The organism is Candidatus Nitrotoga sp. M5 (assembly GCF_927904885.1).
In the GTDB taxonomy this organism is placed as follows: domain Bacteria; phylum Pseudomonadota; class Gammaproteobacteria; order Burkholderiales; family Gallionellaceae; genus Nitrotoga.
This window is the reverse complement of the sequence record NZ_CAKMNW010000001.1, coordinates 51,422-67,324: the sequence shown is the minus strand read 5'-3', so window position 1 is coordinate 67,324 and position 15,903 is coordinate 51,422. Positions and strand designations below refer to the sequence as shown.

Below are 15,903 nucleotides of genomic sequence, written 5' to 3'. Positions count from 1 at the left end.
AACTGCTACAATCTGCAAAGTTTTGTAGCAGAGTCATATCGAAACCGGGGGCGACTTGGCTTCGACGTGGGTTGCAAAGCAGAGTAGGGCATACCGAGGACCCGCAACCTCGTAAATCAGCTGGAAAACCAATAGTCGCAAACGACGAAAAGTACTCTTTAGCCGCGTAAGTGGTTGAACCTCACACCCTGCTGTCCGTGGAGGGGCTCAAGGTCGTAAGGCCGCGATGAGTGAGGTCATTAACACGGAATCGTGTCATGCAGGGTTACTTTGTATGACATTAGATTTAGGTAACTCGTCCAGTAGCAGCCTGTCAGTTGGCGTCTACCGGATAAAATTAAAGAACTTGACTAAGTATGTAGAACTGCCTGTAGAGTGCTTGCGGACGCGGGTTCAATTCCCGCCGCCTCCACCAACACCTTAAAAGCCAACCTAAGCCGGTTGGCTTTTTTTTGCCTTCTAGCCCGTGGCAGCGCGGCTTATTGCTGGGTTTTTTCTTGCCTCTATCGTCCAGTATTGGGCGACATCGTCCAATAACATCCAGTTTTAGACAGGGGTAACTCTTCGGGATAACTCTACAACTCAGAAAGGAGTTACCCCAAAATGCCTTTAACTGATACCGCAATCCGCAATCCGCAATGCCAAGCCCGGCGCAAAGCCTTCCAAGCTGTTTGATGAGCGCGGCCTGTTTATGATCGTTACCCCTGCCGAGGTGAGTGGTGGCGATTCCTGTAAAGGTCTTCAGAAATCACCGGAGACCATTACAGCCAATCCCTTAATAGGGATTGGCTGTTTCTTTTTCAAAAGCTCGTTTAGTCCTATATGGTCTGTTTTTGGCTATGTATGGTCACAATTTGGTCACATCATATGATTAACTGGGTGACCGCTATACTTCCTTATTCGCTGCGATGGTCAATCAAGTTTTACTCTTAGGGTGATGAGCTAGATGGCACTGGAAAAGGCCACAAAGTTTTCATTGCACGACCTACAAGCATAAGTGACGGAATTAACCTTTTTGAGAGGAATCTTTTGCCCGGGCCTGATCCAACAGACGGGACACTTTGGGCCAGTGACGAGGAGAGAAGAATATTTGCCAAGGCGCTCATGGCTGATGCCCGCAGAATGAAGTATGCGATTTATCTCACTCAGACGCGCTGTTATTTCCAGCTTTTCATCTTCAAGAGCAGGCTTCTGTTTATCGAGGTTTGCAACAAAGCTCTCGGCATAAAGGGCAAGTTCTTGGCCATATCATCCATTTATACAGTATTCACCCCCGGATTTTCGAAGCCGAATCGCTCCCCGGCTTTCCACGCTTCGCGGTCATTTCCTTCATTCGGGATTCCACCAGCCTCCTTCAACATTCGTGCGAGGTGCATGCAATTCCACGTCATGATCGTCGTGTTACGTTGCGTGAACTCATTGTCGAAGCCGACGCGTCGGCCATCTGCAGTTTCGTCACCATAAGAAGGGCCAGGGCCAGCCTCGCCTATCCATCCACAATCGGCTTGAGGTGGTATCGTGTACCCTAAATGGTTAAGTGCAAACCCAATGGTCATCGCCGTGTGCTTGATTCCATCTTCGTTTCCGGTGATGACGCAGCCTCCGACTTTGCCATAATAAATCGATTGCCCCTTGTCGTTGATCAGCCCAGACATGGCGTAGAGTCGTTCGATCAGTATGCGGCATATCGAGCTTTCCTCCCCCAGCCAAAGGGGAGTCCCCACGATGAGAATATCGGCCGCTTTGACTCCCTCCCACATTGCGGGCCACTCGTCTATATCCCATCCGTGCTCGGTCATGTCAGGATAGACGCCCGGCGGAACATTGTGCGCGGCCAAATGCAGGTTCTCCACCGAGACGCCATTCTTTCTCATGATTTCGGCGGATGCATTGAGGAGTAACCTCGTATGGCTGTCGTCTGCCTGCCTCTTTAGTGAGGAGTTAATAAAAAGTGCACGAAGGTCGGTGAAATCAGTCATGGAGTACCTCGGATCGAGTTCGTTTCAGTGTGGTTGTGAGTGGTAGAACGCTGTGCTTAGCAGAAAAATGTGAACGTGAGCGAGTAATTTTTCCGCGTGCAGCAACTTGTTATGCATTGTAACTACCGCTCTTGATTTTACGGGTATCAGACATCCACCACTCACACATATCCCATTGGTTCAAAGATGTGGCTTCATTACCTATAACTCTTTTTTATTTCTAAGAGAAATGTACCAAGCAGCTCAAACATTTCTTTTAGAAAACTCTCGCTTTTAGCTGACTTATTTTCTTCCATATTATAGAAATACTGCTTTAGATTGTTGTATGACTTGACTACTGAATCAGATCCCATGAGTGACAACTTGAATCCAAGTTTCCTGTAGTCCAGTGTTAGCATCTTGCTTATTGCTAACTCATTCTTATCTTTGTTTTTGTTCTTTTTATCTTGAGCCTATGCTGCATCAGGCATTAGCAGTATGATAAATGGTTCGAGTATCTGATTGTAGATTTCAATTCGGTCATCTCGAAGCCTATTTTCGAGATCAACCTTTCGTTCAATGCTTGACTTGAAACGCCATCCGATAGCAGATAAAACGATTACGAGCAATGGAGTAGCTACAGCACCAATTGCTGTGAGGTAGTCAATCCATGTATTTTCTTCTATTCTTCTCCTAACTACTTATAGATGCATAACGTTTGAAATGAGCGGCCGCCGCCGGCTTAACCCATGCGTTAAACATGCTCGGAAGTAGCGATAGCACAGGCAACGCAATAAAACGGACATGCCCGATTACGAAGTCATTCAGACTAAGAGTGCCAGCTTTGTTAGCTGCAATCAGAGTTGCGCTGGCTGCGATACATTGGTCAAGAGTAACGTGGTTTTTTTATCAGGGTTACAACGAGCAAAATTAGAAATAAAAGTCCAGCTATTAATCCTTGGAACCACCTTTTTTCTATGATTGATGGATTGTTAGGTACTTCGAAGTCGGAACCATTCTCCATTTGATAGACGAGGCGATGGCCCGGAACTTCCAGCACAAAGTGGACGTAGATCGGGTCGGGGCTCTTTGCATTGAGTTGCACAGGATTAATCATCAACTCGAATTTATCAGACGTCACTGAGCTGGATGTCGAGATTTTTAAACGGTGAGGTTCCACAGTGTGATTTTGGTAGTCAGCTAGACTGCGTCCGTATGCACTCAGGCATTTTGCGAAGGGGCATATATTCGCTGGATCCTCCAGGTTGATACTTAGTACAGGAAATCCATTTTCCTTGTAGGAGTGAGTGATGCGCCGAATTATAGGGGCTGGATATGAGGCCTCGCCGCGCAAAATGGTTCCACCATTACCAACTGCGACCAACGTCCCTTTGGGCTCGGTAGTCACGCCATAAAGTTCGCTTTCAGTGCCGCTGGGAAAGGCCGACCAGTTGGCACCGCCGTCTATCGATCTTACAATCGCCCCAGAATTACCAACTGCGACCAACGCCCCTTTGGGCTCGGCAGTTACGTCATAAAGTTTGCTCTCCGTGCCGCTGGAAACGGTAGACCAGTTGGCACCGCCGTCTGTCGATCTTACAATCGCCCCATCATTGCCAACTGCGACCAGCGCCCCTTTGGGCTCGGCAGTCACGCCATAAAGCTCGCTTTCAGTGCCGCTGGGAACAGCAGACCAGTTGGCACCGCCGTCTGTCGATCTTACAATCGCGCCACCATTTCCAACTGCGACTATTGCTCCCTTGTGCTCGGCAGTTACGTGCGTAAGCTCGCTCGTCGTGCCGCTGAGAACAGCAGACCAGCTCTTACCATCGTCTTCCGATCTGACGATTGTTCCATTACTGCCAACTGCAATCAGCGCCCCATTGGGCTCGGCAGTCACATGCCAGAGTTTGCTCGTCGTGCCGCTGGAAACGGCAGACCAGTTTTTGCCGGCATCTTCTGATCTGACGATTGCTCCATCACTGCCAACTGCGACCAGTGCCCCTTTGGGCTCGGCAGTTACGTGCTTAAGCTCGCTATTTGTTCCGCTGAGAATGGCAGACCAGTTCTTACCATCGTCTTCCGATCTCACGATGTCTCCATCACTGCCAAATGCAACCAGCGCTCCTTTGGGCTCGGCAGTTACGTGCTTGAGCTCGCTTATAGTGCCGCTGGGAATGACAAGCCAGTTTTTGCCGCCGTCTTCTGACCGTTCAATTGCTCCATCATTACCAACTGCGACCAGCACCCCCTTGGGTTTGACAGTCATATGCCTAAGAGCGTTTGTTGTGCTACTGGCAATGGCAGACCAGCGCTTGCCGGCGTCTTCCGACTGCACGATTGCTCCATTACTACCAACTGCAATCAGTGTTCCTTTGGAATTGACAGTCACGTGCCAAAGAGCGTTCGTCGTGCCGCTGGCAATAGCAGACCAGTTCTTGCCACCGTCTGTCGATCTTGCAATCGCCCCACCATTTCCAACTGCGACAAGTGCCCCCCTGGGCTCGGCAGTCACATGCCAAAGTCTGTTCGTTGTGCCGCTGGGAACGACAGACCAGGTCGCACCGCCGTCTTCCGATCTCACGATTGCGCCATTGTCACCAACTGCGACCAGTGCCCCTTTGGGCTTAGCAGTCACGAACCAAAGCCTGCTTGTCGTGCCACTGGAAACAGCGGACCAGCTCTTGCCACCGTTTACCGATCTCACGATCGCACCATCAATGCCAACTGCAACCAGCGCCCCTTTGGGCTCGGCAGTTACATACCAAAGCTCGCTCGTTGTGCCGCTGGGAGCGTTAGACCAAAACTTACCACCGTCTTCTGACCGCACGATTGTTCCACCATGACCAACTGCGACCAACGCCCCCTTGGGCTCAGCTGTCACGTGCCAAAGGTTGCTTGATGTACCGCTGGGAACGGCAGACCAGTTCTTGCCGTCATTTTCCGACCGCACAATTGTTCCACGATTACCAATTGCGACCAGCGCTCCCTTGGGCTCGGCAGTCACGTGCCAAAGTGTGTTTGTTGTGCCGCTGGGAATGGAAGACCAGTTCTTGTTGCCGATTTCAGATCTCACGATTGCGCCATTACTACCAACCGCGACCAGTGCTCCCTTGGGCCCGGCGGTCACATGCCTAAGCTCGCTCGTTGTGCCGCTGGAAACGGCAGACCAGTTCTTGTCGTCGCCTTCTGACCACATTATTGCGCCATCATCACCAACTGCTATTAGATATTTATCATTGGAGGAAAACGCCAGCGAAATGAGGGTGGATTTTGGTGAAACTTGTACGAATGATGGGATTAAGTCTGGTTTTGATTGCAGATCAGACCATATCTCGTGGGAGTTGCTACCGTTGCAAGCCTGAAGCAGAGACACTGCCAAAATGCTAACGCTCCTAGCTTTGGGAATAATCGACGACCTCCAACATTGATGCGCAGAAAGACTCTTGGTGAATGCTGCAATTGCGTGTGTTAGCACCCGATGCAAAAAATGAGTCATCTGTTTCCTTATAAATATCCAGTTCCACAGGAATGCTATTTCTATGTGGGTACACCACTATAAAAAACAGTATTTTGGCGAAGCGTTTTTTTGGAGAAGGATATATGCTTAGTGAGTTGCCTTCTAACATAATCGAAACTGGCCAATTGTTGCTATTTGCATCTTGGCTAAACGCACCTGAGACGCACAGTAAAGGGGATACGCTGTACGATTAATCCAGAGGCCACTTTCGTCCAGTTTCAAGGCAGATATCTTTACATCAAAACGCCAGCCGACATGCAGACTTCTGAGTCTAACTTGGATTACGTTGTCTATGAACGAATTTAATCCATTAGTTCGCCTGATGTCTAATCTTCCTTAAAATTAGTTTTTTAACACCATGTAAAGTAGCCTTACTCTTTCATATTTGTTACTCAAAATTGAATATTTAGCGTTTGGTCGTTTGGTCATCAATGTTCAATCTCCGCGTACGTAAGGACGATTTCGAGGTTTGGAAATTTATCTGTTCAGGAATCACAACCTTCCGAGTTGCCGCACGTGATTTTTTAGTTGTGGTTGGCGCAATTCGCATAAAGGTAGCCATCACTGTATTCTGATCATCGTCGAAATCACCGTGGTGGCTGGCCTCTGAGGCGTTAATTGAACCTTGGGGCTCGTTGTTCGGGGCAATTATCAAATCCGCTTTTTTACTCTTGAATAGCGAGCTGAGATCTGGATCTTTCTGAATGAAGTGTTCCATGCCAAGAATGGGTATGCCTTCACGAAACACGGGAATACGCTCTTTTTCCTCGAATGCGTTAGAAACAAGATACAAGAGTGATTTGTTGTAAATTCGTGCGCAATTATCGTCTTGCTCAGCTTTGTCGCTCAATGCAAACAACGCAAACTTTTTAATCTGCTCTGACTTAATTGCAGGAAGATAGGCCTCCTTGAAAAGATCTACTGTGCAAGCTGGAGCCCATAATGTGCAAGAAGTAACGTTAATGCCGTAGCCAGTCGCTCCTTTCATTGGTCCCGTAGTTAATTTGCCCTTGTGTGTCAGCAGCTGAATCAAGGGCGCATGCATAATTGAACCTGCGCTATGTCCAACAATATGGATTTCAAGGTCTGGATAGGTTTTAATCAATTTGACAATGTTGTCCAATACCAAGCGTACACCTCCATCAGGTTTGCTTGAGGCAAGTGCATTTTCTTTCATCTCTCCCCAGGCTGCTTTGCCCGTTAAAGCCCGCGCCAAAGGTTCTAGTGCGTCATCCAGTCTATCAAGCATGAAATCTTTTGCTGCATCCAAAATTCCCTCTGGTCGACGGCGACGGACTGCGTCCTGTAGGATATTTGTGATTGTCGACCAATAATCACTATTCCAGATAAAAGCAATTGGATAGATTCCTGCTGCAAGAAGCTCAGGTCGATATTCCGCAACGCGCTGTACTGCTGCTTTCTCACCCACCAATCCCCCATGTGCATAAAGTAGCAAACGTTTCTTCTTGACACCCTTCATCAAACGAGGAAAGTCATCTTCAAAGATTTGGGTCACCTCAGCAGTGGTTGTGCCGTAGTCGCCGCCTGGTTTTAGTTTGCCATCGTTGCCAATGCTGATGAGATGGGGCCGCAGATCTGCGTAGGAGTATGCATTTGATTGACCCGATACTGATGCATGAGCGACAGCAAAAGACATTGAGCGCCGCAGTGTGACTGGTGCGCCTAAACGTGCGACCCAAACGTCAGTGCCATTTTCAAGCCAGTCGTCGTAACTGATGCGCGCCATGCCTTCATTTCCCCATCGCTTACCCCAGGAATTTTGTATCCAGAAGCCCTCAGAGTCATAAGCGACAATTGCAAACGCGTGCCCGCCCAGGATATTGGCTGACTGAATGATGCTTCCGTCGGGCTTAACATTATCCCATCCGTCATGGACCGTTGCTGTTGCGTAGAGGGCACCGACCTCGGCGATAGCGGAGTGCATAGCAATCAGGTCTTGGTGATTGACACGGAAGTAAGCGCCCAACGGACGCTGCTTTGCAGCAGAAATTCGCTCGTCAGTTAATACTTGTTTGCTTTTACTGGAAATTTTATACGGCCAATCCGATTCAGCACAAACGCCGTGTTTGTTCCATCCCTTCATGGCACCGCGAGCGCTCGAACCTGAATAACTTTCACCGGGCCACTCGTCGTATCGCCTCGCTAATTCATAAAGCATTCTAGGGCTGACAGGTATATTGTCTGGCACAACTTGGCGACGAAGTAATAAGTAATTCGCAACTGTGGCGAGCCCGAAACCCGTGCAAGCCCCCTCGGTTCCCTGATCAAGGACGGGGACTTTGTAAGAAAGAAAATGTTCGATAGGGACATGGGTTGGCACTTCAATCAAAGTAGGAATGTACATCTGATCCCGAAAATCCAATGTATCTCTACGAGTGTTATAAATTCTTTTGACTGGTTTTTTTTCGCGAGCTGCTTTCATGGAAATTCTCCTAAGTTTTTTGTTGGATTGCTAACCTGAATCCGCCCCTATCAAATTTTAACTACGTTGTAGAAACTCCATTTTAATACCCTAATTCAGCTTTGTGTTAAACTTTTTAAAACCATATGGTTGTCTTCATTTTAGGCTGTCTGATTACCAATAGTACTTCCAAGGGGAAACTACTTTTTATTTGTACCCTTTGCTTTATTTGATGTCTTAATTAATAAACATGCGCCGCTGTTCCTCTTGTATCGCTGGCAGATCAACAGCAAGATTAACAGCGTAAGGTGATTAGGTTAGACATAGAGGTAGCCAGAACTGCACCCATGAATACCAATAATTGGTCGATCAGCCCGGCATGACGCCATTGATATCGTGCCGGTGGTATTGCTACGAAACGCGCTGATAGAAATCTTCTGAGAAAACTAAAAATAAGTTGGTCTATAACCGGCCCTTCAAGACTTTCACCGAGGCCTTTCAGGCTAAATATATTCGGGGTATTTTACGGATGACACTTTAAGCAGACACGTTTTGGATATCTTTATCCCGTCGCATTTAGCCAGTTTTATGAAAATAGGTTAGCGGTGGAACACCGGTGGTGATTATTATTATTATTGGTTCGCTCTGCCAGTCTAACTGCATAGTCCCGGTGCCTCTCGATTCAAACTTCACCTGACTTTATCTAGATTGACAACCGACTTCACTTAAATTGCTTCTCTGAGTCATCAAATTGTGTTGACAATTTAGCTTCTGGGCAAAGGGAAAAGTTTTACCTTAGCAAGGTTTCTTCCTTAAGATTCTATAAAACAGAGCTAACCAGATTGACTTCATTAAACTTTTTTGTTGTCCACATAAACTGTGGATAACAATGTTAGTAATTTCAACATAACTTGCATAAGTATTAATTTAATATACGATTTTCCTGGCCGCTTATTTCATAAGCGAATATTAATATTGCATTAAAACAGTGACATAAATTTATTGCTAATTTTTGGTTTTTAAAATGATATATGCCGCTGAGATTACTTATAACTTGTGAATAACCAGCATTGTGTCAAGCACTTTTGTTAAGGTTTATCCAAATTCATACATCATTCACACCGGAGTTTGTATTACAGCATCGGTAAATTTAGAAATGACTCACCCAATATAAAGTATGGCTGCTCACTCCTTGCAAATGATTTGGCAGTCGTCCATGCAGGGCTGCTTCGCTAGTGAGCCAAAGCATCGGAGGTTACTCTGGTAGATCGTTCAGTACATAGCTTGTGCTGCGCCCGCCCGCATCCGTTTTGCGCAGCACACCTCGTGCAAGCAGTTCATTGATATCTCGCAGAGCCGTATCCGATGAACACTTGGCAATGGCTGCCCACTTGCTGCTGGTGAGCTTGCCTTCAAAGCCGTCGATCAGCCGATTGAGCAACTTCATCTGTCTCTCATTTAATGGCGTGGCTGCCCAGTGCTGCCAAAAGCGCGACTTGGTCAGTACGGCGTCGAGCGAGTGTTGCGCCTGATCAATGGCGCAATGAAGGGTGTCAAGGAACCAAGCGAGCCACTCGGTGACGTCCATCGACCGTTTCTGGGTCCGCTCCAGGATGTCGTAGTAGGCCCTGCGCTCCCGCTGGATCTGCGCTGACAAACTGTAAAAACGTTGTAGGCTGCCGTCGGCGCGCGCCAGCAGTAAATCGCCGATAGCCCGGGCGATATGACCGTTGCCGTCATTAAACGGGTGCAAGGTGACGAACCATAAATGACCGAGACCGGCTTTAAGCAGTGGGGGGGAGATTCGATGTGTCATTCACCCAGCCAAAAAATCGGCCGGTTTCGGTCTCCAGACAATTATCAGGTGGTGCCTCAAAATGCACCCGCTGGCGTCCGATGGGGCCAGATACGACTTGCATCGGGCCGCTGGAATCGTCACGCCAAGTGGCTACGTTGAGTCTGGATAGGCCTGAGTAGCCGGTTGGAAATAACGCTGCGTGCCAGCCGAACAAACGCTCTCTGGTTAACGGCGCGTTACAGTTGGCGGTGGCGTCAAGCACCATCTCGACCATGCCCTCAACGTGACGATCCACCGGCGCCAGAGCGCCGATGTCTACACACAGACGACGGGCGATCGACGATCGCACGGATTCGACATTGAAGGTCACGCCCTCGATCTCGCTAGTCTTGACCACGTCCTCAGTGAGCACGGCCAAGCTGGCTTGATCGCGCAACGCCATGCCCACGTCGGCCAGACGCCCCATCAGAAATCCTTGAGCCCGACTGACCTCTGCCATAGGTCCAGCCAGTGCCGCCAAGTCGAACTGCCAGTTCGGCCAATCGTGCGCTTGCCAGATGTATTTGTAATCGCCGCTATTCATGCGGTGATTATGAAGCTGACTCCCCCTATTCGCAAGTTATTCACCGCACGATATGCGGTAAAAGTGAGCGTTATACGCCGCAAGGAAGGTGCTGGTGCCTAAGGTACAGCGATTCTTCGTGCAAGCCCTGTAACTTGTCGTCAGGACGCTGAGTCTGGAAGCCAAATAAATCAAGCCTTACAAGGTTGTTATTGGTTTCGAATGAACTTATTAAACAATAGTGAATACATTAACAATAAAATTGTTTGTTAACGCTTAACATACGACTTTATATGTCTATTCTAAGTGTTGTCAGGTTCAAACCAGGAGAGTTGTTCTCTGAGTTTTACCACGCCACCGATGATGATTAAAGTAGGAGCTTTAAGCTTTGCAGCCTCTGCCGCTGTTGGCAATGTAGCCAGAGTTCCGCAAACTACACGTTGATTTTGTGTTGTTCCCTGTTGCACGATGGCGGCAGGTGTGGATTCCGGCAAACCATGCGCTATTAGTTCGGCGCATAGCATTTCAAGACCATGCAGGCCCATGTAAATCACAATGGTTTGATTAGGATGTGCCAGCATTTCCCAATCGAGATTCATGCCACCGTCTTTCAGATGGCCAGTTACAAAAATACAGGACTGCGCATGATCTCTGTGCGTGAGTGGTATTCCAGCATAGGCTGCAACACCAGATGCAGCAGTGATACCAGGTACGACCTGAAAATTTATTTTGTGCTCTGATAGTGTTTCGATTTCTTCCCCGCCACGGCCGAATATGAAGGGGTCCCCCCCCTTAAGCCGCAAGACTCGTTTCCCTTCTTTTGCCAGCCTTACCATAAGATCGTTTATGCTTTCTTGCGGCATTGTGTGGTTACCGCGCATCTTGCCGACAAATATTCGTTCTGCATCGCGTCTCGTCATTTCCAGCACTGGTTTGGAAACGAGGTTGTCATAAAGTACTACATCTGCCTTCTGCATCAGCCGTAGCGCTCTGAAAGTGAGTAAATCTGAGGCGCCGGGGCCAGCACCTACCAGAAACACTTCACCGACTGAACCATGATTATTGTCTTTTAGCATAGCCAGTAGCATAGCTTCGGCAGATTTTTCGTTGCCCGAAAAAATTTTCTCGGCAATTGGACCTTCCAGCACGTTCTCCCAAAATATCCGGCGTTGATCTGAATTGCTGATATGTGTTTTGATCGTTTGCCTGAATTTGGCAGCGAAAGCAGCTAGCCGACCATATTCTGGCGGTACTAAAGTTTCCAGCTGCCCTCGTAAAATTCTTGCTAGAACGGGGGATGCTCCTCCAGTCGAAAAAGCAACCATTAGGGGAGAGCGATCAAGTATCGCGGGCATAATAAAGGTGCAGAGATCGGGGTTGTCGACCACATTGACGGGTATGTTTCTCTTTTTTGCTTCGTTCGAAATTTGTTCGTTGATTTCGATTTCATCTGTGGCGGCAATGACAAGTGTAATGCCATTCAGATGTGCAGCTTGAAATCGTTCTGGAATATATTTAATATTGGGAATACTTTTAAAAGCTTCGCATAATTCTGGCGATACTATCTTCACTGATGCGCCCGCTTGCATCAGCACGGAAGCTTTTCTAAACGAAACCTCACCGCCCCCAACAACGAGGCATAATTTTTCCTTGAGGTTTAAAAAAATAGGGAAAAAATCCATGTCAAGCTTTGTTCCTGTCCAAAATATGGTTGTTCTGTTGCCCCGATTCAGCCATCTGACTTGCTGATTCAACTATCTGCTTAGCTACATCCGATATAGATATTTCTGAGGAATTTAGCTCATTTAAGTAAATAAACATTTAACTTTAGCAGGTCGTTCAACAGCAGCTATTTATACTTTCAGCGATCATGAAAATATTAGTGTTTAAGCCATTTTACTAATGAATTCGGCCTCTTTTCACAAGACACCAAGCTTTCCTGCTATCATCAACGATAACAAAATTTGACTGTGGATGGTCCTACTTGGTTGAGTTTTTTTGTATATGACATTTGCACTTGATTTATATTCGTTCTGCAATACCTTATTCTGACGGGTTAACTGCTCCCCGCTTCTTCATATTGTGATCTATCGAACAAAGTCTTGCATATCATGATGCAAAATTTATGAAAGCAAATATCATTTTTTAACCTAATGTATTTTAAGTAATGATATCTACTTTAAATTTAAAGTGCTTTAAGACACATCGTGTCAAATTACAGGGGATTTTGGTTTAATTGTCGCGTTAGATCAAAAATGCTGCGAGGTGGGTTTGCACTATGCAAATGCCTGTTTAAGTGCTCAGATGAATTCCTGAAAAAATCAATTACATCAGCTAATATGAAAATAAATAAAAAAATGCCCCAATGGGCACTTTGTAACAAAACTAATAAAAATTTAATTTATGGTGCCCAGAAGAGGACTCGAACCTCCACACCTTACGGCACACGGACCTGAACCGTGCGCGTCTACCAATTCCGCCATCTGGGCAATAAACATTGCTTATTGAGGGCGCACAAGTTAATCGTTATAGGATTTTCTGTCAATGACAAATAAGAAAAAAAACGTTCGTGAGCTCGACCCATTCTTGGATCGGGAGCGCGAGCAGTATGAGCACCCATTACCCAGCCGCGAGTACATCCTGCAATTACTGGAAAAGCAAGGCGTGCCGGTTGCTGAAGAAGAGTTGTGTCATATGCTGCATATTGATGAACACGAGACTGAACTATTTACGCGTCGCCTGCGCGCTATGGAGCGCGATGGTCAGATAATGCGTAACCGCAAGCGTGCAATCTGCGTAATGAACAAGCTTGACCTGATTAAGGGCAAGGTACAAGGACACCCTGATGGATTTGGTTTTTTGATTCCTGATGACGGCAGTGTCGATCTGGTTTTGAGCGCCAAGGAGATGCATAAAGCGTTGCATGGCGATACAGTCGTGGTACGTGAAACCGGTACCGACCGACGCGGGCGTCGCGAGGCCAGTATAGTGGAGGTGCTGGAGCACGCCACTCAGCGTCTGGTCGGGCGGCTGTATGAGGAGCATGGCATTAAGTTTGTGGTGGCGGAAAATCGTCGCATTAGTCAGGATATCCTTGTTGCTCCAGGTGAGCACGTCGGGGCACAGGCAGGGCAGGTGGTGATGCTGGAAATTCTGCAGCAACCTAGCAAAAAGGCTCAACCCATAGGTCGCATCGTGCAGATTTTAGGCAATTATGCCGATCCTGGTATGGAAATTGAAATTGCGTTACGCAAGCATGATCTGCCGTATGAGTTTCCAGCCGACACGAAACACCAAGCTGAAAAAATTCCGGACCAAGTGCTGCCAGAAGATTATGCAGGGCGCGAAGATTTACGCCAGTTACCGCTTGTGACCATAGACGGCGAGACTGCACGGGATTTTGACGATGCGGTATATTGCGAACCGCATGCTAATGGCTTCCGCCTGGTGGTGGCGATTGCCGATGTAAGTCATTATGTAAAGCCCGGAGATGCGCTGGATAAGGAAGCTTTGAATCGAGGTAACTCGGTATATTTCCCTCGTCGTGTTATTCCTATGCTGCCGGAAAAGCTTTCCAACGGCCTTTGTTCGCTTAATCCACATGTCGAGCGCCTGTGTATGGTATGTGATATGCAGATTAGCGCTGAAGGCGAGATAGAATCTTACCGCTTCTATCCATCAGTCATGTTCTCGCAGGCGCGCCTGACCTACAACCAGGTGGCTGATATGCTGGTTCACCCACAAGGCGAGGCTGCACAAAAATTTGCCGCCGTTCTGCCGCAAATCAATCATTTGCATACCTTATTCAAAACCTTGCTGCAAGCTCGCGAGAAACGTGGTGCGATTGACTTCGAAACTATAGAAACCCAGATGATATTTACCGATCAGGGCAAGATTGATTGCATCGTGCCTCTGGTACGCAATGATGCCCATCGCCTGATAGAGGAATGCATGCTGGCGGCCAACGTGTGCACCGCCAATTTCCTTAGTGAACGTAAGCACCCAGTGTTATATCGTGTGCATGAAGGCCCCACACCTGAAAAATTGGAAGCAGTGCGTGAGTTCTTTAAGGAATTTGGCCTGGACCTTGGAGGTGGCGAAAAACCTGAGGCTGGCGATTACGCCAAGCTGCTCAAGCAGGTCAAGGGGCGACCTGATGCAGCCTTATTGCAAACTGTGATGTTACGTTCATTGCGTCAAGCGCGTTATTGCCCGGAAAATAATGGCCATTTCGGTCTTGGCTACGATGCTTATACACACTTTACTTCGCCAATTCGTCGTTACCCCGATCTTCTGGTGCACCGCGCTATTAAGGCTGTGTTAAATAACGAACAATACAAACCAAAAGAGAAGTGGGACGCACTGGGCATACATTGCTCCTTGACAGAACGCCGGGCTGACGATGCCACACGAGATGTTGAAGCGTGGCTGAAATGTTTCTACATGCGAGACCATCTCGGCAGCAGCTTCGAAGGCACTATATCTTCAGTGACTGGATTCGGTTTGTTTGTCGCGCTGGACGATCTTTACATCGAAGGGTTGCTCCATGTGTCAGAACTCGGTGCGGATTATTTTCATTACGATGCGACCAAGCATCAGATGCTAGGCGAGCGATCGGGCAAGCGCTATCGTCTTGGGGATCGCGTGCGCGTTACGGTTGTGAGAGTGGACATGGAAAGTACCAAGCTCGACTTTGTGCTGGATCTGCCCGCTGGGGAAATGCCAACTAAGGACGTGGCGGCTAAGAAACCCAAAAAAGCCAAAAAGACTAAAGAGCATCATGACTGAAACTCGTGTAATTCATGGCTTTCATGCCGTCACTGCGCGTATTCGTCAGCATGCAGACAGCGTGCTGGAACTTTATGTAGACACGCAACGTCGCGACCCGCGTGCTCGTGATCTGTTGAAGCTGGCGGAAAGTAACAATGTTCGCGTGGTCCCTGTTGATTCCAAACGTCTTGATGGCATGGCAGGCAATGCTCGACATCAAGGAGTCGCCGCTCGCGTAAATGCCGCGCAAAAGGTGCGACATCTGGACGACGTGTTGGAAACCCTTACTGAACCGGCGTTGTTACTAGTGCTGGACGGTGTGCAAGATCCGCATAATCTGGGTGCTTGCTTGCGCAGTGCCGATGCTTTTGGAATACATGCCGTTATCGCTCCTAAAGATCGCGCCGTTGGACTGAATGCGACTGTGGAAAAAGTTGCCTGTGGCGCGGCGGAAACTGTTCCCTATATTACCGTTACCAACCTCGCGCGTACCTTGCGGGAGTTACAGGAGCACGATATCTGGGTTGTCGGTGCAGATGGCGAGGCCAAAACTGACCTGCATGGGTTCCGGCATACCGGCGCATTGGCTTGGGTGCTGGGAGCGGAAGGAGAGGGGCTGCGTCGGCTTACTAAAGACACCTGCGACCAGCTAGTGCGCATCCCCATGCTGGGTAGCGTAGAAAGTTTGAATGTGTCTGTGAGTGCTGGCGTGTGCCTGTTTGAGGCAAGAAGACAACGGATGAATTAAAGGGTACTTGAAAATTTCGTCATTTCCGCGAAGGTGTGTATCCAGTACTTGCAACAATATAATCAATAAATCGTTTATTTATTATTACTTTCGCTGGAATGACGTAGATTTGAATTTTTAGATAC

At 47.9% G+C, this 15,903-nt stretch carries 9 protein-coding genes, 1 tRNA gene and 1 other RNA gene; 4 read left to right on the top strand and 7 right to left on the bottom strand.

The window, feature by feature from the left end; genetic code table 11:
• Positions 1-46 precede the first annotated feature (46 nt).
• Positions 47-415: a transfer-messenger RNA gene (ssrA, locus tag MJ770_RS00320) on the top strand.
• Between the two features lie 841 nt (positions 416-1,256).
• On the opposite strand, the gene MJ770_RS00315 is transcribed toward ssrA, so the two are convergent.
• The 5 genes from MJ770_RS00315 to MJ770_RS00295 form a co-directional block, all read right to left on the bottom strand.
• Positions 1,257-1,979, bottom strand: a complete 723-nt coding sequence (locus tag MJ770_RS00315) for a flavodoxin family protein (protein WP_239249255.1) — start codon at positions 1,977-1,979, stop codon at positions 1,257-1,259.
• 865 nt (positions 1,980-2,844) lie between these two features.
• Complete coding sequence (locus tag MJ770_RS00310; protein ID WP_239249495.1) at positions 2,845-5,334, bottom strand: WD40/YVTN/BNR-like repeat-containing protein; 2,490 nt, start codon at positions 5,332-5,334, stop codon at positions 2,845-2,847.
• Positions 5,335-5,884: 550 nt separating this feature from the next.
• Positions 5,885-7,921, bottom strand: a complete 2,037-nt coding sequence (locus tag MJ770_RS00305) for a C1 family peptidase (RefSeq protein ID WP_239249253.1) — start codon at positions 7,919-7,921, stop codon at positions 5,885-5,887.
• 1,234 nt (positions 7,922-9,155) lie between these two features.
• Complete coding sequence (locus MJ770_RS00300) at positions 9,156-9,716, bottom strand: Fic family protein (RefSeq protein ID WP_239249251.1); 561 nt, start codon at positions 9,714-9,716, stop codon at positions 9,156-9,158.
• Positions 9,685-10,218 (bottom strand): DUF4172 domain-containing protein, encoded by a 534-nt coding sequence (locus MJ770_RS00295; RefSeq protein WP_239249493.1) that lies wholly within the window; start codon positions 10,216-10,218, stop codon positions 9,685-9,687. Before MJ770_RS00295 ends, MJ770_RS00300 begins: the two co-directional genes overlap by 32 nt.
• Here MJ770_RS00295 and MJ770_RS00290 point away from each other — a divergent pair.
• The gene (locus tag MJ770_RS00290; RefSeq protein WP_239249507.1) at positions 10,174-10,383 is read left to right on the top strand and encodes a hypothetical protein; all 210 of its coding nucleotides are present in this window, start codon (positions 10,174-10,176) and stop codon (positions 10,381-10,383) included. The genes MJ770_RS00295 and MJ770_RS00290 overlap by 45 nt on opposite strands.
• 179 nt (positions 10,384-10,562) lie before the next feature.
• Here the strand turns inward: MJ770_RS00290 and cysG are convergent, their stop codons facing one another.
• Together cysG and MJ770_RS00280 are read right to left on the bottom strand one after the other, a co-directional pair.
• On the bottom strand, positions 10,563-11,942 hold the full coding sequence (cysG, locus tag MJ770_RS00285) for a siroheme synthase CysG (protein WP_239249249.1): 1,380 nt from the start codon (positions 11,940-11,942) through the stop codon (positions 10,563-10,565).
• Between the two features lie 722 nt (positions 11,943-12,664).
• Positions 12,665-12,749, bottom strand: a tRNA-Leu gene (locus MJ770_RS00280).
• Positions 12,750-12,804: 55 nt separating this feature from the next.
• On the opposite strand from MJ770_RS00280, the gene rnr reads away from it, so the two are divergent.
• On the top strand, positions 12,805-15,048 hold the full coding sequence (gene rnr, locus MJ770_RS00275) for a ribonuclease R (RefSeq protein ID WP_239249247.1): 2,244 nt from the start codon (positions 12,805-12,807) through the stop codon (positions 15,046-15,048).
• Positions 15,041-15,778, top strand: a complete 738-nt coding sequence (rlmB, locus tag MJ770_RS00270) for a 23S rRNA (guanosine(2251)-2'-O)-methyltransferase RlmB (RefSeq protein ID WP_239249245.1) — start codon at positions 15,041-15,043, stop codon at positions 15,776-15,778. The genes rnr and rlmB overlap by 8 nt, the downstream gene beginning before the upstream one ends.
• The last annotated feature ends 125 nt before the right edge of the window (positions 15,779-15,903 follow it).